The sequence below is a fragment of the Pseudomonas sp. B6(2017) genome, from assembly GCF_002112765.1.
Classification (GTDB): domain Bacteria; phylum Pseudomonadota; class Gammaproteobacteria; order Pseudomonadales; family Pseudomonadaceae; genus Aquipseudomonas; species Aquipseudomonas piscis.
The window spans coordinates 173,386-199,075 of the sequence record NZ_NEIQ01000008.1 but is presented as its reverse complement, the minus strand read 5'-3'; the positions used below and the strand labels follow the sequence as shown (position 1 = coordinate 199,075).

Here is a 25,690-nt window from a genome sequence, read left to right as displayed (position 1 = left end):
TTTCAGGCGGAGCGACAACCGGTATCAGAACAACTTCACCAACCGCAAATTGAGCCGTGCGCGCTCCTTGAAGCCCTGCTCCACCTCCATGTCACGGCCCAACTGCACTTGGGCCTGCAGGTCCGGTACCAGGAAATGAGTGAGGGTCAGGCGGGCATAGGAAGTCTTGAGTTCATCGTCCTGGTCGTCACCGGCCACCCAGGTACGCGCGCCCGTGACGTAGCCACCGCCAAAGCCCAGGGTGGTGGCCGGTGCCAACTGATAGCGCAGGAACGCCTGGTACTCATAGCGGGCCTTCTGCTTCTGGTTCGCCCCGGTCGGACCGTAGTCGTGGTTGCGCGTATACCAGCTGATATCGGCCACGGTATCCAGCGCCCAGCGCTCGTCGAAGTGGTGCACGTAGGCGCCCTGCAGCATCAGGCGCCAGCGGTTTTCCCCAAGGTTCAGAGCATCGTCCCGGTCATAGCTGCCGGTGGGCGCCTGGACAAACACCCCAAGGCCCAGCATGTCACCCTGGCGCGTAGGGAGCCGGAGCTTGAACACCGATCCCAGGTTCAGGTCGCCCGATCCCGACTCGTCCCCCAGCGCGCTGGCATCGCCTGCCGTGCGCAACTGGCCGAAAGGCAGGATCGCCTGGGGCTCCCAATACAGCCGGTCGCTCAACGGCACCGATTGCACCAGGCGCAGCAGGCCCATGTCGGAGCGCATGCGAAAATCGTTCGAGACTCTATGGCCAGAACGGTAGAACGATGAGCTACGGGCATGCTGGTAGTACATCAGCAATGCAGTCTTGCCAGCCGGCACCGGCTCGTAGTCGCCCGGTGCGGTTTCCTGGGCACGGACCGTTTCGGCAAAGGCGAACGGCAGGCAGTACAACGCCATCCTGGACTTGTTCATTGATCGCTCCCGCCTGGAAATCAGCCGCGCAGCAAACCTGTGCGGCCATGGCAATTGATGTATTCGAACCACTGGGCATTGGCGGGAATGACCGCCACCTCGTGGTACAACCGCAAGGCGATCTGGAAATCGAGCGCCTGGGTATAGCGCGTGAAGCGCCCGAAGATAGCCAGGTGGGTCGGATGGCTCCTGGCCCAGGTTTCGAGCTGGGCAAGGTCGTCGAAATGCGCGAGCCCGAAGCTCTTTTCCAGTGGCGCGCCGGTACAGGCGTCCAACACCTGCATCAGGCGGCAACTGGAGCAACCGATACTGCGCCCCTCGTCCCGCAAAAAATCCATCCCCGCCCGCAGCACCGGCTGGATATCGCTCAGGTAGAGCTCCCGCTCCTGTTGCGAGGTCGCCGACCAGTCCTGGCCGGAGCGGATCAGGCATAGGTTCTGCCGTCCTGGCACCTGTACCCGGGCACCTGTCCCGGTCTTTTGCGGAGCATCACCGCGTGCACCTACCAGCTTGTCCACCTGGGCCCGAGGCAGCCGATCCCGGGCGCTCCCCCAATAGCCATGTTCACGGACCACACCACTCATTCCGCTGGCGAGATGGGCGATACCCTCGACACCGTTCAGGGACGAGAACAATGTCTCGAACCATTCCTGGCCCGGCGTCACGATCTCGACGAACCGGCCAATGGCCTCGGTCTCCCGCTCCGGCGACTGCCACCACTGGTCGAACCCGCTGTTGCTCCGCCAACGCTCGAAGGCTGCCACATCGGCCCAATAGGCGATGGCTACCAGGTTATGCGCGCCCGTCGCGTCCTGGCATTGCGCCGGGTCCCAATACAAGGGTCCGTCCACCAGGGCAAACCGCTCGATATACGGCGCCAGGCTTTCCAGCTCCAGCGGCCCAGGGGCCTGTACGCCGAAACAGGCCATCACGACCCGCTCCACCAGCGGCGTGAAGCGCGCCGTCCAGGCCGGAAATGGCACCTGGTAATTGCGTGGCGTACTGGCCGCTTCAAGGCGCGGGCACACCAGGTGCTTGGGAATAGCCGATTCGATGCTCACAGGACCTCCTGCGGTGCCATGTCCAGAATTTCGCTGATGGTGGTGGCGTCACATTCCACGACGGGGGTGTAGGCGCTGCGGTTGAACAGCAGCCGGGTGACGTCCGGACGCGCGTAATGGCCGACCGGATCGGCAGCGAGCTTGGCGCCGATCAGCGCAGCCGGATCCAGCGTCGCGTAGAGGATGCCTTCTTCATGCTCGTCCAGCGGAGTGACCAGGTCCGCGCCATCTGGCCCGAAGATTCGTGCATGGCCACCGCCGGCTTCCAGCAGCGCGCGTTGCTCGTCGGTGGCGCAGAGCAGATCGAGCATGTCCGGGGTCACCACGGCGCAGGATGCCAGCACGAAGCACTGGCCTTCGGCGGCGTACAGCCGGGAAGCCGCCAGGTTGACCTCCGGCCCCAGCGCCGCCGTACCGCGGCGATAGAGGCTAAAGCTCGGCCAGGCGGCGACATGGATCTGCTCATGCTGGGCGTACATCGCATAACGGCTGAGCGGTTGCAGGTGTTCCCAGCAGCACAAGGCACCCAGCTTGCCCAGGTGACTGTCGAAGGTGGCCAGCGAAGAACCATCGCTTTCCCCGAACAGCACCCGCTCCACATGGGTGGCCTTGAGCTTGCGCCGAGTCCCGAGGGTGCGCCCCTGGTCGTCGATCAGCCACTGGCCGATGTACAGCGAGCCATGCTCGCGCTCGCTGTAGCCCAGCACCACATGGATGCCATGCTGGCGTGCCGCCTCGCTGATCCGCCGGGCCTGCTCGCTGTCCAGTACCAGGGAGTTCTCGTGATAGCGCTGCACCAACGGCATGTAGTTCGCCGGTGCATCCAGCCACAAGAACCAGGGGTAGCCGGGAATCCAGGTTTCCGGAAAGGCGATGAGACGAGCACCTTGGCTGGCCGCCTCCTCGATCAGCGCCAGGGTCTTGTCCACCGTACCTTGCAGATCGAGAAAAACCGGGGCCGCCTGGACGCAGGCGACCTTGATCTTGGCTTGCATGTCTTGACCTCCATCGAGTGATGACCAGAGGTTAAGGGCAGCGCCAAACGATCCTTTAGGACCTGAAGGAAGCGATGCTTGACCCTGGAGGAACAGTCGCCGCTGGCCTTCGAATTGCATTCTTCATTGCCCACCGTTCCCTTGTCGTGACGCCAAGCCATGCTCGTTCGATTCGATACCGACGATATCCGCCCCCATGAACGCCAGGCCTTCTGGCAGGACGTGGTGTGTGCGACCTTCGTCCCGCTGGAGTGCCGGATCGACGCACAGCTGGACTTCGACGGGCGCTTGTGCGCCCACGACCTGGACGTGCTGCGGGTAGTGGAGATTCGCGCCAGCCGCCAGCTGGTGCGCCGCGACCGGCATTGCATAGCCCGCAGCCCGGACGAGTACGTACTCATCAACCTGGCACACGAAGGCTGCTCGCAGGTGATCCAGGACGGCCGCGAGGCGGCCCTGGCGCAAGGGGACTTTGCCGTCTATGACACGCGCCAGCCGTACGAGCTGCATTTTTCCGGCAGCTTCCGCCAGACCGTGCTGCAGGTTCCCTGCCAGGCCCTGCGCGAGCGCATCGGTAACATCGAACAACTGACTGCCCTGGCGCTGTCACGAAAGGACCCAGTGGCACGACTGGCCTTCGACTACCTGACCGGCCTGGCCCGACTCGATGACAGCGTCAGCAGCGAATCCCGGCGCCAGCTCACGCAGCAGGGCCTGGACCTGCTGGCCACGGCCTTGGCCGAACGCGGCAAGGGCATCGTCCAGCCTTCCGTGCGCCGCACGTCCCTGCTGTATCGCATCAAGCGTCATGTCAGGGCCAACCTGGCGGACAGCGAACTCTCCCTGACAGGCGTGGCGGGGGCATTCGGCGTGACGCCACGCTACATCAACAGCCTGTTCCAGGACGAGCAGACTTCGTTCGGCCGGTTCCTGCTCGATATCCGCCTGCAGGCATGCGCCGACCAACTGGGCAGTCTTTCCCAAAGAACCGCCCTGATCAGCACCCTGGCCTATCGTTCGGGCTTCACCGACATGGCCTATTTCAGCCGGGTGTTCAAGGCACGGTTCGGTTGCAGCGCCCGGGACTTCCGGCATGCCACCATGCTCGGCATTGACAGCCCGCAGGGCTGACCGGCTGGCAACAGCGAGGAATCGAGCCCCTGGAAACGACTAGCCGCCTTGTCCCGGGACCGGCAGTTGCGCATCGCTGTTCCATGCCGTCGTGGGCCGGCTGAACAGGTTCTCGGTCTGGAAACGGGCGATCCGCCAATGCCCCTCTTCCAGAGCGAAGCGCACCGTCAACCTGGCCGCGTTCAGGTGGGAACCACCCTCGGCGAAGCTACTGGCTTGCAGCATCATCCAACTGCCCTGGCCCTGGTCGCCGTCCACTTCGATGACCTCGCTGGCCAGGAAATGCGTGTTCAAGGCGAAGTGCGCCGGAGTCTTCATATAGGTGGCGAACATCGCGCGGATCGCCTCGCGCCCCTGGTAGCCACCGAAGGTCGCGGCGTAGCGGGCACCCTTGCCCTCCCAGACCGCCTCGCGGGTGAACAGGCCGGCCAGTTCATCCAGGGGCGTGCGGGCGTCGAGGGCATCGCACAACGTCATGTAGCGATTGATGCAGGTGCGGATCGCCTGCTGGCTTTCGAAGAAGCGCAGGCGGACCTGCAAGTGGGAGATATCGCTCATCCGGACCTCGGGTTCGGCAATGGGGGGACACATCGCGGCAAAGGGTCAGAGCCCGCTGGCGTCATGAACGCCGAGCAGCAGACGCTGCGCCACCGCTAGCAGCTTGGCGTCCGCGCCCTTGGCCGCCACCAGTTGCAGGCCCACCGGCAACCCTTGCTCGCTGCCCAACGGAATACTCAACGCCGGATGCCCGGACAGGTTGAACGGTCGCACCAGCGAGGTCATGCCCAGCACCGCCCGGGTATCGGCGGCCTGCTCAACGCGCAAGGGAAAGTCGGGCATGGTCGGCAAGGCCAGCACATCGCAGCTAGCCAGCGCCTGGTCGACCTCGGTGGTAAAGCGCCGGCGCACCTCTTCAGCCTCGACGAGCGCTTGATCGCTGGTCTGGCCGGCGGCAGCCAGTCGGTCGGCAACGTCCGCGCCCACCAGGCCACTGGTCAGCAGGTGGCCACAACCTTCGAAAGTCTCGCGATTGATGACCACCAGGCCAGCGTCATAGGCCGCAGCGAAATGCTCCAGTTCGACATCCAGCAGGGTCAGGCCGCTGGCCGCCAGCGTGTGCTGGACCACCTCGAGGATCGCTGGCGCGGCGAGCACCGGCAATACCCCGATCCTGGCCTGGAAGGGGACCTGGGCGGCGGCGAACATCGGATCGATCATGCCCATGGCGCGAATCAGCATGGGTAGGCTCGCGGCCAAAGGGCCGACGCAATCCAGGCTGCTGCGCGCCGGCATCACGCCGTGGCGGCTGACCCGGCCGAAGGTCGGCTTGAGACCGAATACCCCGCAACAACAGGCCGGGACCCGGATCGAGCCACCGGTGTCAGTGCCCAGGCTGAAATCCGCCAGGCCGGCGGCCACTGCGGCGGCCGAACCGCTGGAAGAGCCGCCGGGGATGTGCCCCGGGAACCGCGGATTGGCCGCCGTCCCTAGGTAGCGGTTGATGCCAGTGGTGCCAAACGCCAATTCATGCAGGCTCACCTTGGCGGTCAAGCGAGCGCCAGCGGCCAACAGGTGGCCGACCACCTCGGCATGCTGGTCGGCCAGCGGCGCCTGCTCCAGGGCCCGGCTGGATGCGCGAGTGGCGGTGCCGGCGACATCGATGGTGTCCTTGATCATGACCCGAGGGCCGCTGCCGCCCAGGTCCAGTGACTCAACTATGATGGTCATTTCATGCAATCCTTTTCCAGGATCGACAGTCAGCCCTTGAGCCCCGGGACTGCCTGCCGACTAGTTGAACAATCAACTGAATATTCCAGTAAAATCGCCACGCTCCATCTACTCGGTGCCAGGCCGTTCGCGCCGGCTGGCACCGGATGTGGAACTGGCTACGACGGCGCGACCTACCACGGACAAGCAGTGAATCGATGAGCAATTCCAAGATCCCCGGCCAACCCCACCACGACCCTGCCAGCAGCGACTTTCGCAAGGAAGACTTCCCTTTCTACTGGCTGGCCCGGACCCATGGCCGCTATACCCAGAACATGGAGCGCCTGCTCAAGAAGGTCGACCTCGACGTGCCGCGCTGGCGCGTGTTGTGGATCCTCAAGGAAAACGGCGAATCGAGCATTTCCGAGATTTCCACCCATGCCATCGCCAAGCTGTCGACCATCACCAAGATCGTCTACCGCATGAAGGACGACGGGCTGGTGGACACAGCCCCCAGCCCTGAGGATGGCCGCGTCACCCAGGTACGCATCACCGAGACCGGCCAGCGCGCCATCGAGCGCATGCAGGACATCACCCACGAACTGTTCCAGCGCAGCTTCAAGGGCCTGACCCAGGCCCAGGTGCAACGGCTGAACCATATGCTGGAAGTGGTGTTCCACAACCTGGAAAGCCTTTAGCCCTGCTGGAGCGAAACCACCCCGGACTCAGCATGTCCTGGACGCCTCGCACACCCGGTGATAAGCCCGGTTGAAGTACACCAGTCCATCATCTCCGGCACCGTGACGGATGCCCTGGATCTGGCAGTAGAAAATGCTGTGGGACCCCACCTCGTGGACCTGGGCGATACGGCAATCGAAGTTCACCAGGGCCTCCTGCATCACCGGCGCGCCGCTTTCCAGTACCGTCCAGTGGGTAGCGGCGAAGCGCTCCTCCATGCTCAGCGCCTTGTTGGCGAAGGCTCCGGACAGGGCCTGGTGGGTACCGGCCAGGACATTCACGCATAACGCGCCGTTGGCCTTGAACTGGGCGTTGGAATACGAAGAGCGGTTCATGCACACCAGCAAGGTGGGCGGCACATCGGTCACGCTGCATACCGCCGAGGCGGTGAAGCCGAAGCGGCCGGCAGGACCATCGGTGGTGATGACCGTCACGGCGCCACCGAGCAGGGCCATCGCGTTGCGAAATTGGTTTACGTCTACCATGCTCGTTGCCCTCAGATATCCAGCACCAGTTTTTTCGATCGAGCCCGCGAACAGCACACCAGGATCTGGTCGTTGGCGGCTTTTTCTTCATCGGTCAGGTACACGTCGCGGTGGTCCGGCTCGCCTTCGAGTACCTCGCACAAGCAGGTTCCGCATACCCCCTGCTCACAGGAAATCTCGATCTTGATCCCCACTTGGGCCAAGGCATCGAGGATGCTCTGGCCGGCGGCCACCCGAACGCTCTTGTTGCTGCGGGCGGCGACCACCTCGAAGCCCTCGCCACTGGTATCCACTTCCACCTGGAAATACTCCTTGTGGATATGGTCCTCGGCATAACCTTGCCCCTGGGCACCGGCGATCACCCAATCCATGAAGCCTGCCGGGCCACAGGTATACAGGTGGGTGCCGACCGCGCCAGGCCCCAGCACCCGCGCAAGGTCCAGGCGCTGCTCCGGGCTCTCGTCATCGAAATGAGTCTGTACGCGATCGGCGAACGGCGCGCTGGCCAGTTCCGCGAGGAAGGCACTGCGGCTGCGCGAACGACCGCAGTAGTGCAGCTCGAAGTCGGCGCCTTGCAGATAAAGGGTATGGGCCATGGCGATCATCGGCGTGATGCCGATCCCGCCTCCCAGCAGGATGCTGCGCCCGGCACCCGGTGCCAGGGGGAACAAGTTGCGCGGCGTACTGATCTGCACCTCGCGTCCTTCGAGCAGGATTTCATGCACGCCTTGCGAACCGCCCCGGGAAGCCGGGTCCTTCAGGACTCCAAGGCGATATACCGCGCCATCGGCCGGATCGCCGCACAGCGAATACTGGCGCACCAGGCCAGGAGCGATATGGATATCGACATGGGCGCCCGCCTCGAATGCCGGCAATGCCGCGCCATCGCCACGCCCCAGGTCGAGGACGACCACATCGTGCCCCTGGATCTCGCGCTTGCGCACGACGACCTTCAGTAATTGTTCATTCATGACCGCGCTCCTCATCACGACAGGGGCGAACAGGCGCCCCGGAAAATCAACGCATGAACAGGCCGCCGTTCACGTCCCAGGTGGCACCGGTGGTGAAGTAGGCCTCGGGCCGCGCCAACTGCACGATCAGCTCGCCGACGAAGTCCGCATCCCCCAGGCGTTGCACCGGCACGCCAGCCAGCAGGCCGGCCATGCGCTCGGCCGGGATCGCCGCACGCACCGCCGGCGAATCGATCGGCCCCGGGGCAATGGCGTTGACGGTGACCCCACGGGCGGCGAATTCCTTGGCGAAGACCTTGGTCAGGGTGATGATCGCGCCCTTGCTCGCCGCGTAATGCGCGCCCGTGGCGGTACCGCCGTTCTGCCCGGCCAGGGAGGCCATGTTGATGATCCGGCCATAGCCGGCCTCGGCCAGGTACGCGCCGAACACCTGGCAACCGAGGAATACGCTACGCAGGTTGAGCCCAACCACGGCATCGAACTCCTCGGGACTGATCTGCATCAGTGGCGTGGTCCTGGTCACGGCGGCGTTGTTGACCACCACCTGCAAGGCACCAAAATGCTCCAGCACCCGCGCCAGGCCCCGCTGGAAGTCGGCCTTGCTGCCGACATCCAGCTCAAGTGCCAGCAGCCGCCCGCCCGCCCCTTGCAACTGTGCGACGCTAGCCTTGGCGAGCTTCAGGTCGCGGTCGCTGACCACCACATCGAAGCCCGCCGCCAACAGGCGGGCGCAGGTACGCTGGCCCAGCCCCTGGCCTGCACCGGTTACCAATGCGACTTGGTTCATGGCCGACTCCTCAAAGGATGTAGCCGATACCGGCGAGGGTATCGTCGCTGTTGATCAGGCTGATCACCTTGCGCTGGATGCGCCATCCGCCGTCGGCCCTGACCAGGGTGTAGGTCAGGTCGGCGCTGTAGTGCTTGAGCGTGTCCTTGCGGAACTCCCGCAGGTTCTGCGCACAGCGCACCGTGACCTGGTCGCCGTCATCGTCGAGCACCCGAAAGCGCGAAAGCGTGCGCACCGTGCGTGGCCGCGGGCTGGTGGAGATCGACTCGCCGCTGACCAGGCGCTGCACTCGCAGGCCGCGCATGTGGTGGTCGTCATAGGCATAGTTGAGGCTGTTCTCGTAGTCGCCTTCCCCGGGCCTGATCGGAATGATGTAGGTGCCTTTTTCCGTCCATTGCGCCAGCCAGGCTTCGTATTCGCCATGGTCGAGCATGTCGCCTTCCTGCCAGATGAAAGCGCTCACTTCTTGCAGCAGTTGCAGATTCATGGGGTTCTCCAGGTTCAGGCCGACATCAGTTTTTTCCATTGCCGGTAGGCAGCGCGCATACCGGTCTCGGCGCTCACGTCCGAAACCAGGCCATCGGCGCTGGGTCTCTCGCCCGGCAGGCCACGGTTAAGCATGATCCACAGGTCTTCGCCGGCGCTGGCGCCCTTCTGCACGCGCTCCCAGGCCTCGGAGTCGTCGGGAGTGCCGAAGCCCATGGGCCCTTGGAAGTGTTCGTGCAGGCGCAGGCGATAACGGTTGGCCGCGGCCGGCCCACCGTCCATGGTGATCACCGCATGGTGGATCTCGGTCTCGGTCACCGAGATCGGCTGCAGCACCCGGAAAAAAGCCATCGAGCAGGCAATGTTGGGAAACAGGTTGAGGTTGAAACCCGAGCCGCCCACGGCTCGAACGATGCGGCGCACCCGGGGTTCGTCGATGCCCTCGTCACGCAGCTCGGCAGCCAGGCCCGCGAAGCGCTCGGGGATCGGCTTGTCGAGGTCGGCTTCAAGGTCGACCAACTCGGGGATCATCACCATCACGCTATGGCCATTGCCCAGATCCTCGACGTAGCCCGGGCCTTCGACGAAGTCGAACAGTTTCAGGGTCTGCTCGTCGACCGAGGACAAAAAGCTCTTGTGCACCAGGGGGAAGTGATAGGCGTCGGTAGTGTTTTCCAGCTGGATTTTCCAGTTGCCGGGAAAACGGAAACGATGCTCACCGGGTACCTTGATGCCATAGCCGGCACCTTGCTTCATGAACAGGTCCATCCATTTCTTCGCCGCACCGAGGAAGTCCTCCAGCGGCTCGATGCCATCCTTGAAAGTGGCGAAGACCATGCCGGCATAACTCTCCACCCGTAGGCTGACCAGCGGCAACTCGGACTTGTCCAGGCATTCGCCATAGCTCTCTGGCTGAGGAATGCCCCGCAGCGAGCCATCGAGGGCATAACCCCAGCCGTGATAGGGACAGACGAAGCTGTTGGCCTTGCCCTTCTTGTGCTCGCAGACCGTGGCCCCGCGATGCCGGCAGCGATTGAGCAGGACGTGGATGGCCTGCTTGCGATCGCGCACCACGATCACCGGTTGCTTGCCGATGTAGGTGCTCTTGTAGCTGCCGGCGTCCGGGATTTCGCTTTCATGGGCGACCCAGACCCAGGTGCTGTAGAAGATCTTTTCCAGTTCGGCATCGAACAGCGCCGGATCGGTGTACATGGAGGTATGGACGCGGTCGTCCTGCACCAACCCGGCAGGATCGAGCGCCAGGTTGACGGCGGGAATCAGGTTGTTCACGGCGTACTCCTTGCCAGCGTCGAAGGCTGGGCATTCTCGTTGTAGAGGGGCTCGCGGGACTTCAGGCACGCTGGATCACCAACTCGCGGCCGATACGCGCCTCGACCTTGGCGTAGCGCCACAGCTTGTAGGGCCCCTGGCCCACCTCAGTGGTGCGGAACAGGTTGCAGGCGCCATGGACGGTCTCGATATCCGGCACATCGGCCAACAGGTAGGTGGTCCAGGGATAGCCATCGGACGGGCCGACCATGCCCTGGTCGTCATCCATGTTGCCCAGCACCTTCACTCCAGGCAGATCGTGGATGCCATTCCACATCGCACTGAAGGCCGCCCACACCTGGAGCTGCTCTTCGCGCGGGGCATCGAAGAAGTTCTGGTTGATGCCCATGCAGAACAGCACGCGCAAGGTCTTCCGGTCGTTCATGGAATTTCTCCTCGATGGTTACAGGTAGCCCGGCAGGGGCTGCTTGCCGAAGAACATCGCTCCGGCGTTCTGATAGGTGATATCGCCCATGAAGGCATGCTGGGTGACCACCTGGGCGTCGTTGACGCAGCGGGCCAGTGGGCTGTCGTGATAGATGCCGGTCATGCCCGAGAGCATTTGTGCGTTGCGTGCCACGTCGGCGGCGATGCGCGTGGCATGGGTAGAAGACAGGCGCAGCAGGTTGGTGATCTCCTGCGGTACGGGATCGCCAGCCTGAACATGGCTCCAGGCGCGCTCGATGGATTCGTAGAAGAAGGCCCGGGCCGAACGCAGCGCCGCCTCAGCCTTGGCCACATCCACCTGGGCCAGCGGGCGGTCGGCCAGCGCGGGGGCCCCGGTCACCGATAGTCGTCCGCCGGCCATCGCCGACAGCTCGTCCAGGGCGGCCCGGGCGACTCCCAGGCCGACCACCGACAACACCTGGGTGGCGAAGGACAGCGATGGATAACGAAAGAACGGCTCGTCCAGGTTGGGCAGGCCGCCACGGACGAACGTCCAGTCCTCGTCTACCCGCACATCCTCCACCACCAGGTCGTGGCTGCCCGTACCCAGCAAACCCACGGTGTCCCAGGTTTCCTCGATACGCGCCTGGGCTTTGGGCAGCACGGCCAGGCGCGGCAGGTCGAGCTTGTCGCCGTGGCGCGGAGCGATACCAACCCCGACGATATCGGCGCCCAGCGAACCGCTGGAGTATTTCCAGCGCCCATTGACCCTGAAGCCGCCCGCCACTACTTCGGCCGGTTGCGGTGGAAAGATGCCGCCGGCGAATACTGTGTCGGGGTTGTCGCCATAGATCCGGGCGATGGTCGCCAGGGGCAGCGCTGCCAGGTACACCGGGCTCATGCCGAAGCTGGCCACCCAGCCCGCCGAGCCATCGGCGTGGGAGATACGCTCGATCATCTGGCAGAACTCACCGGGCGAGCATTCCAACCCGCCGAAACGACGCGGCACCAGGGCACGATAGACCCCGTGGGCCTTGAACCCGTCGATCACGTCACGGGAAATATGCCGCTGGCGATCGAACTCTCCCAGGCGGGCACGATCACGAATACCGTCGAGCAAGGCCTCGAAGGCCGGTCCGGAGGCCAGCGCCGAAGCAGGCGCCGAATGCAGGCAAAGCGAATCCATGGACTTTCTCCGTCTCAGGTGCGGTTGGGTACTAGATGGCAGGAGGGAAATGCCGCTGGCGCCACCTGGATCGGTAGCCGCGAAAACCGCCAAGGGTATGGCGAGGCAAGGCGATAGCGGGATGTCGGCCACGCGCAGGGGCTTGAAGGGGGCTAGGCGGCATGGGCTGTCTCTCTTGTTATCGTGCCGATGGCCAAGAATCGTGATTTTTTACGTGAAATGTCAATTGAATATTCACGCTAAAAAACAATCATTCGACACGAAACCCAAGCAACCAAATTCCGCATAAAAATATAACTAATTGATTTAAATCAATTTAATCGACAATTTATAAAATAAAAAGCCATAACAATCATGACGCTTATTATTAAATGATCTTTAAATAACAAAAAATAAACATGAAATATCCATCAATTTTTATTGCAACTCGGCCACCCCAACCTTGGTTGCGGCGATTCGGAAGCGTTTTCCAGATGCTTTCAAGCGTGGATCGAGACCAGGCGCCCCCGCCGTGGGCATCGCTCGAAAACGAGCCGTTCAAGTACTGAAGTCCAGGCAGACCGGGCCGCCCCCCCTCAAGGGGAACGAAACTGGCTGTGGCGAGAGAAGGCGCAGGCAAAACGATCCTGCTCGGGACAACAACGGTCCCGAGCAGGATCGTTGATGCACCTAACAGGCCGTTGCAAAACGTAGGCGATGGCAACGCAGGTAGTTTTTCAACGGCCTGCTAAGTACCCCTGGGCTTGGCCCGGGCGGTGGCCTCGGCGATCAGCGGATCATCCGGCCAGTAGTGCTTGGGATAACGGCCCTTGAGGTCCTTCTTGACCTCCGCGTAGGTGCTGCGCCAGAAGCTCGCCAGGTCCTGGGTCACCTGCACCGGGCGGCGGGCGGGGGACAGCAGGTGCAACTTGACCGCTTGGTGGCCACCGGCGATGCGTGGGGTTTCGGCCAGGCCGAACAGCTCTTGCAGGCGCACCGCGAGGATCGGCGGCTGCTCGCTGTAGTCCAGGCGGATCGACGAGCCGGATGGCACCTTCAGGTGCTGCGGGGCCAGCTCGTCCAGGCGCTGGGGCAAGGGCCAGGGCAGCAAGCCGAGCAGGATGCCGGCCAGGTCCAGGTTGGCGAAGTGGGCCAGGCGCGAGACCTTGCCCAGGTACGGCGCCAACCAGTGTTCCAGCCCCTCAAGCAAGGCCGCATCGCTGACATCCGGCCACTGGCTTTCAGCCTTGGCGGCCAGTTCCAGCTGGCGCAACAGGGCCACCCGGGCCTGCCACTGGCGCAGCTCGACGGTCCAGGGCAACAGTTCCAGGCCCTTGCGCCGCACCAGCTGGACCAGGGCCAGGCAGCGGGCGCTTTCATCCAGGCCCGGCAGCGGCTCGCGGCTGAGCACCAGTTCGCCCACCTTGCGTTGTCTTTCTGCCCGCAACAGGCCTTCACGCTCGTCCCAGTCCAACTGGTCGACGTTACGCACCTGCTCGGCCAGCACCGTTTCGAACAGCGCTGGATCGAAATCCGCAGCCAGGTAGATCCGCTCCTCACGCTGGCCCTGGCGACTACCCAGGTCGGCGATCACCAGCCAGGGCTGCTTCATCAGGTTGTCGGGCTCGCTGAACTGGGCCGCCCGGCCATTGGCCAGGCGGTACTCGGCGCCACCCGGGCGCCGTTGCTGGGCCACCCGGTCGGGATAGGCCAGGGCCAGCAAGGCACCGAGCCAGCGTGGATGCTCGGGATCGGCCACCGCCGCATCGGCTTGGCCGCGCAGGTAGCCGCGGTATTGGCGCGCCAGTTGTCGGGCCCGCTGCACGCCACCCTGGGCGCCACGGGCAGCTCGCGCCTCACCCGAGAGCAGCACCAGGCGGCTGTGCAGGTCGGCGTCGGCGCCCCGCAGGATGTCACGTTCCCCGAGCAAGGCCGCGACATCGCAAGCCATCGGCGCCAGCCCCAGGGATTGGCCGCGCAGCAACAGATGGGCGATCCGCGGGTGGGCCGGCAACTCGGCCATGGCCTGGCCGTGGCGGGTCAGCTTGCCTTCCCCGTCGAGCGCGCCCAGGCGCATCAACAGGTCCTGGGCCTGGGCATAGGCCGCAGCGGGCGGCACATCCAGCCAGGCCAACTGGCCCGGCGTCACGCCCCAGCGCGCCAGTTGCAACGCCAGGCCGGCCAGATCGGCCTGGAGGATCTCCGGGCTGGCATGGGCGGCCAGTTGTTCTTGCTGGTCCGCCGACCACAGCCGGTAGCACACCCCCGGTTCCAGGCGCCCGGCGCGACCGGCACGCTGGGTGGCGCTGGCCCGGGAGATGCGCTGGGTATCGAGGCGGGTCATGCCGCTGCCGGGATCGAAGCGCGGCACCCGCGCCAGCCCGGCATCCACCACTACCCGCACGCCGTCGATGGTCAGGCTGGTTTCGGCGATGTTGGTGGCCAGCACCACCTTGCGCTTGCCCGGCGGCGCCGGATCGATGGCGGCGCGCTGGGCGGCAAGCTCCAGTTCGCCGTGCAACGGGCACAGCAGGATCTCGTCACGCTCGCCCAGGGCCTCGCTCAATTGCTGGTGCACCCGGCGAATCTCCGCCTGGCCCGGGAGGAACACCAGCAGGCTGCCGCTCTCGTCATGGACCGCCTCCAGGACCACCTGCACCACCCGCGGCTCGATGAACTCACCAGGCTGGAACGGCCGGCCCCAGCGCTGGGCCACCGGGAACATGCGCCCCTCGCTGCGCAGGATCGGCGCATCGTCCAGCAGCGCCGACAGGCGCTCGCCCTCCAGGGTCGCCGACATCAGCAGGATCTTCAGCGGTTGCTCGTCACGGAACAGTTCGCGGCCATTGAGGCTCAGGGCCAGGGCCAGGTCGGCATCCAGGCTGCGTTCGTGGAACTCGTCGAAGATCAGCAGGCCGACCCCCTCCAGGGCCGGGTCGTCCTGCAGGCGCCGGGTGAGAATGCCTTCGGTGACCACTTCGATACGGGTACGCGGGCCGACCTTGCTGTCCAGGCGGATGCGATAGCCCACGGTTTCCCCAACCTTTTCCCCCAGCTCGCTGGCCAGGCGCTCGGCGGCGGCACGGGCGGCCAGGCGCCGGGGCTCGAGCATCAGGATGGTTTGCCCGGCCAGCCAATCCTGGTCCAGCAACGCCAGGGGCACGCGGGTGGTCTTGCCGGCGCCGGGCGGGGCTTCGAGCACCGCTTCGTGGCGTGTCGCCAAGGCGTCACGCAGTGCAGGCAAAACTTCATCGATCGGCAAGGATTTCATGCTGGCTCCAAAACAGAGGCGCGAGTATAACGGCGAACTGCCCGGGGCTGATCATGGTCTGAGTGCTGATCGACAAGACTTGCCCCCCGCACCATTTGTCCGGGCCTTCATGCCTGTTAGGAGATATCCATGCGTATTCCCCACCGTGTCATCGGCGGCATCCTGGTGACCACCCTGCTGACCCAGCTCACCGCCTGCGGCTCGATCTTCTTTCCTGATCGGCGCGGCCAGATCGACGGCAAGATCGACCCGGTGATCGTGGCGCTGGATGCCGTGGGCCTGCTGTTCTACGTGATCCCGGGGCTGATCGCCTTCGGCGTCGACTTCGCCACTGGCGCCATCTACCTGGAGCCGGGCAAGACCGCACAGGTCGCACCGGAGAAACTCCAGCAGGCCATCGGCGCCGACGGTACAGTCAACAAGCGCAAGTTGCAGGCCATCCTCGAGCAGGAGCTGGGGGGCCACTTCCCGCTGGACGACCCACGCCTGATCCAGCACAAGGGCAGCGTGCAACAACTGGCCCTGTACGGACTGCAGCCAGCCGCTTGAACCCGCCACACAAGGAAACCCCATGATCGGTAGCCCGGAACACGCTCGCCTCCTGCGCCTCGCCACCCGCGCCTCGGTCACCGTGGCCGGCATCCTGATCCTGACCAAGGCCGTGGCCTGGTGGCTCAGCGGCTCGGTGAGCATGCTCGCGGGCCTGACCGACTCGGTGCTCGACGGCTTCACCTCGCTGCTCAACCTGCTGGCCGTGCACTACGCCCTGCGCCCGGCCGACGATGACCATCGCTATGGCCACGGCAAGGCCGAATCCCTGGCGGGCATGGCCCAGGCCCTGTTCATCGCGGGCAGCGCGGTACTGATCGCCTTCCAGGCGGTCGAGCGCCTGCACCACCCGGAACCGGTCGGGGCGCCCTGGCTGAGCATCGGGGTGATCGTCCTGTCGCTGGTGCTGACCAGCGCCTTGCTGGTGTTGCAGCATCGGGTGATCCGGGCCACCGGCTCCAATGCGGTGCGCGCCGACTCGCTGCACTATCGCTCCGACCTGATGCTCAACGGCAGCATCCTCCTGGCCCTGGCCCTGGCGGCCTTCGGCTGGCAGCAGGTGGATGCCTGGTTCGGCCTGGGGATCGCCGTGTACATCCTCTGGAGCGCGATCCAGATCGCCCGGGAAAGCTTCTCGGTACTGATGGACGAGGAACTGCCGACCGAGGTCAGCCAGCACATGCTGGAACTGGCCTGCGCGGTCCCCGGAGTATTGGGCGCCCATGACCTGCGGACACGGATTTCCGGCAGCCGCTGGTTCGTCCAGCTGCACCTGGAGCTACCCGGCGACCTGACCCTGAGGGTGGCCCACAGCATCAGCGACCAGGCCGCCGATGCGATCCACGCGGCCTATCCGCGGGCCGAAGTGCTGGTGCACGCCGACCCGCAGGAGGTAGTCAGGGCCGCCAGGGCTCAGTAGGTCACCTGGTAGCCCCGTGAGCTCAGGCAATTGCCCTGGGCCTGGCGATAGGCCTGGACCACTTCGGACGCCGGCTGGTAAGTCACCCTGGCCGGATCGAAACCACTCTGCTGCACTGCCCAGCGATAACAGTCGTAGCGGTCCTGATCGACCTGCTGCGGCGGCTGGCCGTTGACCGGATAGGCCAGCACGTCATAGCCGTTGCCAACCGGTTGCGGCGCAGGCGGCACAACGCCTGCCGGCGGCTCCACCACCACGTATTGCTGGGTGTTGGCTTCATAGGTGTAGTAGGCACCGGCGGCAAGGAAGAACAGCGCGCTGCCGATCCACACTTCCCGCGCGTAATCGGGCAGGTAGCCCACGCGGATGCCATAGGGCGGGGTCACCACCACATAGCGGCTGCCCTGGGGGCGATACCAGTAGCCACCCGAGAAGAAGTAGTCGTGGCCACGATAGGGCACGCGAAAGTTGCGCTCGGGGAAACGATCGATCACATAACCCGGGCGGTATTGCGGACCCGGACCCCAACCGTTGCCACGACCGTCAGGACGACCCGGCCAGCGATTGTCATTGGGGTGGCGATTGTCTGGGCGCCAGCCAGGATTGCCGGCCTGCCAATGCGGGTTGTAATCGTTGCGCCGGGGGATGTCCTGGTAATAACCGCGTTGCGGTTCCTGGGTCTGGCGCACGGTATCCGGACGCGGCTGGATCGGCAGGTTCGCGGCCGGTTGTGGCGCTGGCCGCCCCTGCTGCTCGGCTTCGTGGCGAGGCCGTTCCTGCCACTGCCCATCCTGATGTTGAGGGCTGCGCTCGAACTGGCGGCTGTTGTCGCCACGGATGATTTCGTTCTGCATCCGCGGTTGCTGCGGGGCCGGCTGCTGGTACGCCGGATGGCCCTGGTTGCTTTCCCTGCGGCCTTCAGGAGCATGTTCGCGCTGTCCCCCGGCCTGCTCCCCCTGCTGGGGAGGGCGCCTCTCGTCTCGCTCATCGGCGAACACTTGCGCGCTGACGCTCACGCACAACACACCAACACCTGCCATACGCCAGATGCGCGACTTCATGCTATTCCTCACTGCGAATTGGGGGGGACCTGAACATAAGACTGGCAAAAGCCCAGGGCGGTTCTGCTAGAGATTATCAGTCACGAAACTTATTTCGCAGGCAATAAAAAAGGGCGGCCCGTCGGCCACCCCTTGAGATTTTGTCCGTGCTCGGCGCTTGTGGCACCGGCTCACCTCACTCCGTCTTCTGGACAGGGTGCAGCCCGGGGGCCTGCCCAACCCTGTGGGGTTGGCGGCCGCGGCAGGCCTGATTCGGCGGGCCGCAGTGGACTCTATGTCCGGGCAGTGATTCTGGTGATAAGAATAGGCCTCGCCTCGCGACAGAGGATTGCGAAGATTGCTTTGCTAAACAGCTCTTGCGCAATTTTTAACCCGAGATAGATAATTCGACGCAATAGTTAAGACAAAGGCCTGAACGATGAGCAAACTGGACCGCTATGACCTGAGCATTTTGGCGGAATTGCAACGCGACGCCCGCATCTCCAACCAGGAATTGGCCGAACGCATCGGCCTGTCGCCCTCGCCTTGCTCGCGCCGGGTCAAGCAGCTGGAAGACGACGGCTACATCTCCCGCCAGGTCGCGCTGCTGGATCGCAAGATGCTCGGCCTGAGCCTGACCGCCTATGTGTTGATCGGCATGGATCGCCACACTCCGGAGCGCTTCGAGAACTTCGAAGCGGCGATCCGCAATCTGCCCCAGGTGCTCGAGTGCAGCCTGGTGACCGGGATGGATGCCGACTACCAACTCAAGGTGGTAGTACCGGACATGGACCATTACCAGAAGCTGCTGCTGGGCCACCTGACCCGGATCGAAGGCGTGACCAGCGTCCGCTCCAGCTTCGTGCTCAACCAGGTACTCAACAGCACCGAACTGCCGCTGACCCACCTGCGCAACTGATCCGGCAAGCCGCCATGCGGTCCCGGGCTGTGGCGACGTAACGCACGCAGATCAATGCCCGGGCCGGAACGCTTGGCGTATACTCGCCCGGCTTTTTTTGTCCTGCGCGCACTGGAGATGTTCGATGGATCCGGCAGTATTCGAAGAGTGGATGATGACCGGCCTGGTCAGCATCCTGATCATTTTCATGGGTTTCATCGTCTGGGACCTGGCCAAGAAATCCAAGGCCGGGCGCTTCGGCTCGTTCATCCTGTTCTTCGTCCTGGGCCTGGGCGTGGCCGCCTTCATCATCAAGAGCGTGGTGATCGGCCTGATCGAGACCGGCGCCCTATAGCCGCGCCGGCACTTCCTTCCACTGGCCTTGGTCCAGCCCATCCAGGGTCCAGTCACCGATCCGCACCCGTACCAGGCGCAAGGTCGGCAAACCCACGGCGGCCGTCATGCGTCGCACCTGGCGATTGCGCCCTTCACGGATCACCAGCTCCAGCCAACTGGTCGGCACGCTCTTGCGAAAGCGCACCGGTGGATTGCGCGGCCACAATTGCGGCTCTTCGAGTTGGCGAGCCTGGGCCGGCAAGGTCATGCCGTCGTTAAGCTCCACGCCGTCGCGCAAGCGCTGCAACTGCTCGGCGCTGGGCTCGCCTTCCACCTGCACCCAATAGGTCTTGGCCAGCTTGTGCTTGGGATCGGCGATGCGCGCCTGCAACTGGCCGTCGTTGGTCAGCAGCAACAGCCCCTCGCTGTCGCGGTCCAGGCGCCCGGCGGGATAGACCCCGGGGATGGCGATGAAATCCTTGAGCGTCGCCCGGCCTTCGCCGTCGCTGAACTGGGTCAGCACATCGAACGGCTTGTTGAACAGGATCAACCGTGGCTCGGCAGGCGGCGCCTTGGCCACGCGCTTGGCGGGGGATGCGGAAAACGGCTTCGCGCCAGGGCGACGGGAAGCGGGACGGGACGGACGGGACATGAGCTAGGGAACATCTGGCGATCAGGACCGACAATGCTAGTGGCCTGATCGCCAAATGACCATGGGGCGAGGTGTCAGCGGAACGGCGGCTCGTCGAAGCTGCGCAGTTTGCGCGAGTGCAGGGAGTTGAGTTCGCTGCGCAGCAGGTCCACGGCCTCGATACCGATCTTCAGGTGCTGGCTGACCGCCCGCTCGTAGAAGGCGTTGGCCGAACCCGGCAGCTTGATCTCGCTATGCAGGGGCTTGTCCGAAACGCACAGCAAGGTGCCGTAGGGCACCCGCAGGCGATAACCCTGGGCAGCGATGGTGCCGCTTTCCATGTCCACCGCCACGGCCCGGGACAGGTTGATCAGCGGCCGCTCCTCGGCCCAGCGCAACTCCCAGTTGCGGTCGTCGTAGGTCAGCACGGTGCCGGTGCGCAGGCGCTTCTTCAGTTGCTCGCCCTTCTCCCCGGTGACGTTGGCCGCCGCTTCTTGCAGCGCCAGCTGGACCTCGGCCAGGGCCGGGATCGGGATGTTCGGCGGCACCACGCGGTCGAGGATACCGTCGCGGCGCATGTAAGCGTGGGCCAGTACATAGTCACCGATGGTCTGGGACTGCCGCAGGCCGCCACAGTGGCCGATCATCAGCCAGCAGTGCGGACGCAGCACGGCCAGGTGGTCGGTGATGTTCTTGGCATTGGACGGGCCGACGCCGATGTTCACCAGGGTCACGCCGTGGCCATCGCTGGCCTGCAGGTGATAGGCCGGCATCTGGTAGCGATGCCAGACCACGCCGGCGGCAATGGCCGAGGCCTCGCCGTGGTCCATGCCCTTCTCGATGATCACGTTGCCCGGCAGCACCATGCGCACGAAGCGCGGATCGTTGCGCAGTTGCTCAAGGCCATGGACGATGAACTGGTCGACGTAGCGATGGTAGTTGGTCAGCAGGATCCACGGCTGCACATGGCGCCAGTCGCTGCCGGTGTAGTGCACCAGGCGGCGCAGGGAGAAATCCACCCGCGCGGCGTCGAACAGCGCCAGCGGCAGCGGATTGGCGTTTTCCCAGTTGTACAGGCCGTCGGCGATGCCATCGGTGGCGGCCGACAGGTCGGTGCTCGGGAAAACCCGAGCCAGGGCCGCGGCGGTCACGCCGGAACCGGCCAGTTCATCACCCTGCTCGACGACATAGGGATAAGGAATGTTCTGCTCGCTGACACCCACTTCCACCGTCACGGTGAAATCGTGCATCAGTGGCTCCAGTTGCTCGAGCAGGTAATTGCGGAAGGCCGCGGGATGGGTGACGGTAACGCTGTAGGTGCCTGGCAGCTGGACCTTGGCGTAGGCCCGGGTGGTCTGTGGCACTTCGCCCTGGCAGTGATAGGTCAGGCGCAGCTCGGGATAACGGAACAACGCTCGCTGCTCGGCATCCGGTTCGATGCGGTCCTTGAGGTAACGCTTGAGCGCCTGGCTCAGCGCGGTGGTGGCCCGCTCGTGCAGAGCAGCCAGCCGATCCACGGCTTGTTCGGCGGATTGAACGACAATAAAAGCTTCGGTCACGATGAGCACCCTGTGTTCTGATCTTGCAGGCGTCCATCTTGCCTGCAACCTCGCCCCACGGAAACAGTGGCATCGCAGCCAGGACCGGCAAGCCGGCCCTGGAGCCCCTCAGAAGCCTTGTGGCGTCGAGCGAGCGACGATGGCGGCCACATCCAGCCCCCGCGGCAGGGTGCCGTAGGCCCGACCGGACTGGCCCCCCAAGCGACTGGCGATGAAGGCGTCGGCGACCACCTGGTTGCCGGCCTCCAGCAGCAGCTTGGCCTGCAACCCCAGGGCAATGTCCTCGGTCAGCTGGCGAGCACGGTACTGGATATCATCGGTGTCCTTGAAGCTCTCCTTCAATCCAGCGATATGGCCGGCCAGGCGCCGGTCGCCATGGCCATCGCCCAGCTCGGCGAACAGCGCATCGAGCACGCCCGGCTCTTTCGACAGGGCCCGTAGCACATCCAGGCACTGGACGTTGCCGGAGCCTTCCCAGGTGGAGTTCACCGGCGCCTCGCGGTACAGCCGCGGCAGGATGCTGTCCTCGACATAACCGGCGCCACCCATGCATTCGGCGGCTTCGTTGATCATGGCCGGGGCCCGCTTGCAGATCCAATACTTGCCCACCGCCGTCACCAGGCGCGAGAACTTCGCTTCCTGGGCATCGTCCTGGTGATCCAGGGCCCGGCCCATGCGCATGCTCAGGGCCAGGGCCGCCTCGCTCTCCAGGGCCAGGTCGGCCAGCACGTTCTGCATCAGCGGCTGCTCGCCGAGCACCCGGCCACCGACGCTGCGATGGGCACAATGGTGGCTGGCCTGGGTCAGCGCCTGGCGCATCAGCGAGCTGGAACCCACCATGCAGTCGAAGCGCGTCATGGCCACCATCTCGATGATGGTCGGCACGCCCCGTCCTTCCTCGCCAACCATCCAGGCCAGGGCGCCACGGAACTCCACTTCGCTGGAGGCGTTGGACTGGTTGCCCAGCTTGTTCTTCAAGCGCTGGATGTAGAACTGGTTACGGCTGTCGTCGGGACGATGCCGGGGCAGCAGGAAGCAGGTCAGGCCCTTGTCGGTCTGGGCCAGGGTGAGGAAGGCATCGCACATCGGCGCCGAACAGAACCACTTGTGCCCCACCAGCTCATAGGCCTGCCCCGGCCCCGTGGCCCCCACCGGATAGGCCCGGGTGGTGTTGGCGCGCACATCGGTGCCGCCCTGTTTCTCGGTCATGGCCATGCCGATGGTCAACCCGGCCTTGTGCTGCATGCCGACATTGCGCGGGTCGTACTCGGTGGCGAGGATCTTGGGCAGCCACTGCTCGGCGATATCCGGCTGCAACTTCAGGGCCGGCACGCAGGCGAAGGTCATGGTCAGCGGGCAACCGCTGCCGGCCTCGGCCTGGCTGTGCAGGTAGGTCATGGCGGCCCGCGCCACATGGGCGCCAGGCTGGGGATGGGTCCAGGGCAAGGACGTGAGGCCGCCTTCGATCGCCGCCTGCATCAACTGGTGGTAGGCCGGGTGGAACTCCACCAGGTCGATCCGGTGGCCGAAGCGGTCATGGCTGTTGAACACCGGCTTGTTCTGATTGGCCAGGAATCCCGCTTCCATCAACGGCCCGCCGGCCAGGGCACCATAGGCATCGACCCGGGACTCGGCCCAGCCGGCATCGAACCGACGCATCCATTGCTGCAATGGCAGGTCGATCCGATAGAGGTTGGTGCCCTCCAGGGATGGTGGCTGGTTGGTGACTTCGTGGGTTTCAGCGAACTGGTGGAGGTTCATCACGGGGCTCCTTCAGGGTGTGCCAAGACCCCAGTTAAGCACCCGCCTCCCTCCGTTCAAAGTGGCATATCCGCCTAAATATCGGCGCTTTCGCCTTGTTCTTCCCGCAGCACCCACCTGGCCAGCACGGCTTGCAGTTCTTCGAATTTCACCGGTTTTCCCAGGTAATCGGCCCCGGAGCCGCCGATGCAGCCCTCTGTACCGGGAACGCAGGCCAGCAGGATCGGCAAACGGGCATACCCCGGCAAAGCCTGGGCCTGGAGGCGGAACGCTCCGACCTGGGCGGTATTGATATCACCGTCCAGCAGCACCGCGCTGATGGCCTCGCGCCCCAACGCCTGCAAGGCATCGGTGGGACTGGCGACAGTGCGTACCCGGTACCCCAGCTTGAGCAGCATGCCCCGCAGCACCAGCTGGTTGACGTCGTTGTCGTCCACTAGCAGCACGCTGCAATCCTCGGGCAGGCGCCGCGAACCAACGACCGACGAACGGGCCACCGGTTCCTGGGAGTCGAGCGCCACATGCAGGCGGAAGCAGCTGCCCTGGCCTGGTGTGGATTCATGGGTAAGCTGCCCGCCGAGCAGTTCCACCAGCTGCCGGCAGATCGCCAGGCCGATACCCAGGCCACCGTATTCGCGGGTCATGGAACCATCGAGCTGGAAGAAACGCTGGTACAGGGTGGCTTCGTCCAGGTTGACGAAGCCGATGCCGCTGTCGATCACCTCGAAGATCAGGTTCACCCGCCCAGCCGGGGCGGCCCTGCTGACCACGCGCAATATCACGCCGCCGCCAGAGGTGAACTTGACCGCGTTCTCCAGCAGGCATTCCAGGCAATGGCTGAGCTTGCAGCGATCCCCCAGCAAGCGATCGGGGATACCGACGCCCAGGTCGACCCGGAACGACAACGACTTGTTCGCTGCGCTAGCGCCGAACTGGGCCTGCAAGGCGCTCAGCAACGAACGCAGGCTGAACGGCTGGCTTTGCGCCGTGAGCTTGCCGGCCTGCAATTCGGTGAGAGTGAGGATGCCGTTGACCATGCGCATCATGTCCCGGGCGGAGCCGGCGGCGGTCTGCTGGTACTGCTCCAGCTCCGGATCCAGCTCCAGGGTCTGCATCAATTCCAGGGAGCCGATGACGCCATTCATCGGGGTGCGCAGTTCGTGGGTCAGGGTGGCCAGGAATTCATCCTTGAGCCGATTGCTATGGGCCAGTTGCTGGTTCAGCACCTCCAGCTTCTGCCCGGCGTCCTGCAGGGTCCGGGCCTGCTGTTCGCGCATCGAGTTGATCCGGTCGGCCAGGGCCAGGGACAGCAGTGCCACCTCGATCGCCGAGCCGATCTGGCTGGCGTACATGGTCAGGAACACGTTGGGCAGGTAGCCGAGCACCATCAGGGTGTTGATCACTCCGCCGAACAGGAAGGCCGACCAGGCAATGATGAAATAGCGCGCCACCCGCAGGCCACGGCACCAGGCGACGATCCCCGCGACATAGATGACCACGGTGAAGACCAGGGCCAGGGTCGTGGCCAGGCGTAGCGCCAGGGCGTAGCTGGTCATCAGCGAGAGGGCCATGACCACGGCCCCGAAGGCCATCAGCGCCAACAGGACACGGTCGACCCAGGGACTGTGGCGGGCGGTCTGCAGGAAGCTGCGAGCGAACTGGCTACCGAACAGGCCGGCCGAGCCGATGAAGAAGGGGGTCGCGGCGTTGGCCCACCAGGGGTTGTCGGGCCAGAAGTACTCTACCGCGGCGCCATTGACCGAAAGCTGGTACAGGCCGAACGAAGCGATATAGACGATGTAGTAGAGGTAGCTGGTGTCGCGGACGCTGAGGTAGATGAACAGGTTGTACACCAGCATGCCCAGCAACACCCCGTAGATCAGCCCCAGTACATACAAGCGGGCGGGCTGGGCCTCCAGGTAGGCGGTGCCGGACCAGAGGCTCACCGGTGCCTGGATCGACCCTTCGCTGGAAAGGCGCAGGTAGACGGTCTTGTGCTCGTGGGGCGAGAAATTCAGGCTGAACAGGTAGTTGTTCTGGTGGATCTGCCGGCTGCTGAAGGGCAAGGCGTCACCGGTACGCCCGGCTAACCGATAACCGCCGCTTTCATCGGGGACGTACAGGTCCAGGCGATCCAGGGGCGGATAGGCCAACTCCAGCAGCCAGCTGCGTTGCGCGGCGGGGTTGGCGGGGCGGTAGTCTAGGTCGATCCGCAGCCAGAATGCCGAGCGCGAGTAGCCGGCATTGAGCGTGTCCTGGTCGTGGGCCTTGAAGGCTCCGGCCAGGGCTGCGGAACTGACATCGGCGATCGTCGCCTGACCACTTGTGTCCTCGAGGACTTGCATCACCCGCCCCAAGGGCAGGCGTTGGGTGAACTCGTCGAACTCGACGGCACCAGCCAGCATCGGCAGGCTCAACAGCAACATCAGCAAATAGCGCATTAAAGCCCCGGCGTGGCTTGTCCGGTTGCGTCAGGAAGCCCCCCATTTCCCTTTGAGAAGACGTCAACCAGCATGACCTGTTATTGGATTGAAACCACTCTAGCATAGCCTCTGATGGCCATTGAACACTATCGAGAATTTTAGTC

The 25,690-nt window shown here is 64.5% G+C and carries 24 protein-coding genes; 6 read left to right on the top strand and 18 right to left on the bottom strand.

Annotated elements, in window-relative coordinates; all coding sequences use genetic code 11:
* Nucleotides 1–24: 24 nt before the first annotated feature.
* From CAG11_RS15670 to CAG11_RS15660, 3 genes are read right to left on the bottom strand one after another with little or no spacing between them, the layout of a single operon-like run.
* Nucleotides 25–897, bottom strand: a complete 873-nt coding sequence (locus tag CAG11_RS15670; RefSeq protein WP_085596990.1) for a transporter — start codon at nt 895–897, stop codon at nt 25–27.
* A gap of 20 nt (nt 898–917) precedes the next feature.
* Complete coding sequence (locus tag CAG11_RS15665) at nt 918–1,958, bottom strand: phenylacetaldoxime dehydratase family protein (RefSeq protein ID WP_256578611.1); 1,041 nt, start codon at nt 1,956–1,958, stop codon at nt 918–920.
* Entirely contained in the window at nt 1,955–2,953 is a 999-nt protein-coding gene (locus CAG11_RS15660) for a carbon-nitrogen hydrolase family protein (RefSeq protein WP_085596989.1), read from the bottom strand. Before CAG11_RS15660 ends, CAG11_RS15665 begins: the two co-directional genes overlap by 4 nt.
* A 159-nt stretch (nt 2,954–3,112) precedes the next feature.
* Between CAG11_RS15660 and CAG11_RS15655 the strand changes: the two genes are divergently transcribed.
* Nucleotides 3,113–4,084, top strand: coding sequence for a helix-turn-helix domain-containing protein (locus CAG11_RS15655; protein WP_085596988.1), 972 nt, complete (start codon nt 3,113–3,115; stop codon nt 4,082–4,084).
* 39 nt (nt 4,085–4,123) lie between these two features.
* Here the strand turns inward: CAG11_RS15655 and CAG11_RS15650 are convergent, their stop codons facing one another.
* Nucleotides 4,124–4,642, bottom strand: a complete 519-nt coding sequence (locus tag CAG11_RS15650; protein WP_085596987.1) for a nuclear transport factor 2 family protein — start codon at nt 4,640–4,642, stop codon at nt 4,124–4,126.
* Nucleotides 4,643–4,687: 45 nt separating this feature from the next.
* A complete protein-coding gene (locus CAG11_RS15645; protein ID WP_085596986.1) occupies nt 4,688–5,812 on the bottom strand; it encodes an amidase in 1,125 nt (374 codons plus the stop codon).
* Nucleotides 5,813–6,009: 197 nt separating this feature from the next.
* Here CAG11_RS15645 and CAG11_RS15640 point away from each other — a divergent pair, with 197 nt between their 5' ends.
* Nucleotides 6,010–6,489: a MarR family winged helix-turn-helix transcriptional regulator gene (locus tag CAG11_RS15640; RefSeq protein ID WP_085596985.1), complete on the top strand. Its 480-nt coding sequence runs from the start codon at nt 6,010–6,012 to the stop codon at nt 6,487–6,489.
* A gap of 27 nt (nt 6,490–6,516) precedes the next feature.
* Here CAG11_RS15640 and CAG11_RS15635 read toward each other — a convergent pair whose 3' ends face one another.
* From CAG11_RS15635 to hrpB, 8 genes are all read right to left on the bottom strand, one after another.
* A complete protein-coding gene (locus CAG11_RS15635) occupies nt 6,517–7,014 on the bottom strand; it encodes a flavin reductase (RefSeq protein ID WP_085596984.1) in 498 nt (165 codons plus the stop codon).
* An 11-nt stretch (nt 7,015–7,025) separates the two neighbouring features.
* A complete protein-coding gene (locus tag CAG11_RS15630; RefSeq protein WP_085596983.1) occupies nt 7,026–7,985 on the bottom strand; it encodes a PDR/VanB family oxidoreductase in 960 nt (319 codons plus the stop codon).
* Nucleotides 7,986–8,031: 46 nt separating this feature from the next.
* A complete protein-coding gene (locus CAG11_RS15625) occupies nt 8,032–8,772 on the bottom strand; it encodes an SDR family NAD(P)-dependent oxidoreductase (RefSeq protein WP_085596982.1) in 741 nt (246 codons plus the stop codon).
* A 10-nt stretch (nt 8,773–8,782) separates the two neighbouring features.
* Complete coding sequence (locus CAG11_RS15620; protein ID WP_085596981.1) at nt 8,783–9,259, bottom strand: aromatic-ring-hydroxylating dioxygenase subunit beta; 477 nt, start codon at nt 9,257–9,259, stop codon at nt 8,783–8,785.
* 14 nt (nt 9,260–9,273) lie between these two features.
* On the bottom strand, nt 9,274–10,548 hold the full coding sequence (locus tag CAG11_RS15615) for a Rieske 2Fe-2S domain-containing protein (RefSeq protein ID WP_085596980.1): 1,275 nt from the start codon (nt 10,546–10,548) through the stop codon (nt 9,274–9,276).
* A 61-nt stretch (nt 10,549–10,609) separates the two neighbouring features.
* Nucleotides 10,610–10,972 (bottom strand): IacB protein, encoded by a 363-nt coding sequence (locus CAG11_RS15610; protein ID WP_085596979.1) that lies wholly within the window; start codon nt 10,970–10,972, stop codon nt 10,610–10,612.
* Nucleotides 10,973–10,990: 18 nt separating this feature from the next.
* Nucleotides 10,991–12,160: an indole-3-acetate monooxygenase gene (iacA, locus tag CAG11_RS15605; protein WP_085596978.1), complete on the bottom strand. Its 1,170-nt coding sequence runs from the start codon at nt 12,158–12,160 to the stop codon at nt 10,991–10,993.
* A gap of 727 nt (nt 12,161–12,887) precedes the next feature.
* Complete coding sequence (gene hrpB / locus CAG11_RS15600) at nt 12,888–15,410, bottom strand: ATP-dependent helicase HrpB (protein WP_085596977.1); 2,523 nt, start codon at nt 15,408–15,410, stop codon at nt 12,888–12,890.
* A 129-nt stretch (nt 15,411–15,539) separates the two neighbouring features.
* Here hrpB and CAG11_RS15595 point away from each other — a divergent pair, with 129 nt between their 5' ends.
* Complete coding sequence (locus tag CAG11_RS15595) at nt 15,540–15,959, top strand: polyribonucleotide nucleotidyltransferase (RefSeq protein ID WP_085596976.1); 420 nt, start codon at nt 15,540–15,542, stop codon at nt 15,957–15,959.
* Between the two features lie 22 nt (nt 15,960–15,981).
* Entirely contained in the window at nt 15,982–16,878 is an 897-nt protein-coding gene (locus tag CAG11_RS15590; protein WP_085596975.1) for a cation diffusion facilitator family transporter, read from the top strand.
* Here CAG11_RS15590 and CAG11_RS15585 read toward each other — a convergent pair.
* On the bottom strand, nt 16,872–17,939 hold the full coding sequence (locus tag CAG11_RS15585) for a DUF6515 family protein (protein ID WP_085596974.1): 1,068 nt from the start codon (nt 17,937–17,939) through the stop codon (nt 16,872–16,874). The two genes, CAG11_RS15590 and CAG11_RS15585, sit on opposite strands and share 7 nt — an antisense overlap.
* 418 nt (nt 17,940–18,357) lie before the next feature.
* On the opposite strand from CAG11_RS15585, the gene CAG11_RS15580 reads away from it, so the two are divergent.
* Nucleotides 18,358–18,837, top strand: a complete 480-nt coding sequence (locus tag CAG11_RS15580; RefSeq protein ID WP_022641175.1) for an Lrp/AsnC family transcriptional regulator — start codon at nt 18,358–18,360, stop codon at nt 18,835–18,837.
* Nucleotides 18,838–18,961: 124 nt separating this feature from the next.
* A complete protein-coding gene (locus CAG11_RS15575; protein WP_022641176.1) occupies nt 18,962–19,171 on the top strand; it encodes a DUF2788 domain-containing protein in 210 nt (69 codons plus the stop codon).
* On the opposite strand, the gene CAG11_RS15570 is transcribed toward CAG11_RS15575, so the two are convergent.
* The 4 genes from CAG11_RS15570 to CAG11_RS15555 all read right to left on the bottom strand — a co-directional run bounded on the left by CAG11_RS15570 (nt 19,166) and on the right by CAG11_RS15555 (nt 25,544).
* On the bottom strand, nt 19,166–19,732 hold the full coding sequence (locus tag CAG11_RS15570; protein WP_164823759.1) for a pseudouridine synthase: 567 nt from the start codon (nt 19,730–19,732) through the stop codon (nt 19,166–19,168). The genes CAG11_RS15575 and CAG11_RS15570 overlap by 6 nt on opposite strands.
* A 146-nt stretch (nt 19,733–19,878) precedes the next feature.
* Nucleotides 19,879–21,342: an AMP nucleosidase gene (gene amn / locus CAG11_RS15565; protein WP_085597073.1), complete on the bottom strand. Its 1,464-nt coding sequence runs from the start codon at nt 21,340–21,342 to the stop codon at nt 19,879–19,881.
* 108 nt (nt 21,343–21,450) lie between these two features.
* Complete coding sequence (locus CAG11_RS15560; RefSeq protein ID WP_085596972.1) at nt 21,451–23,103, bottom strand: acyl-CoA dehydrogenase family protein; 1,653 nt, start codon at nt 23,101–23,103, stop codon at nt 21,451–21,453.
* A gap of 74 nt (nt 23,104–23,177) precedes the next feature.
* Nucleotides 23,178–25,544, bottom strand: a complete 2,367-nt coding sequence (locus CAG11_RS15555) for a 7TM diverse intracellular signaling domain-containing protein (protein WP_085596971.1) — start codon at nt 25,542–25,544, stop codon at nt 23,178–23,180.
* Between the last annotated feature and the right edge of the window lie 146 nt (nt 25,545–25,690).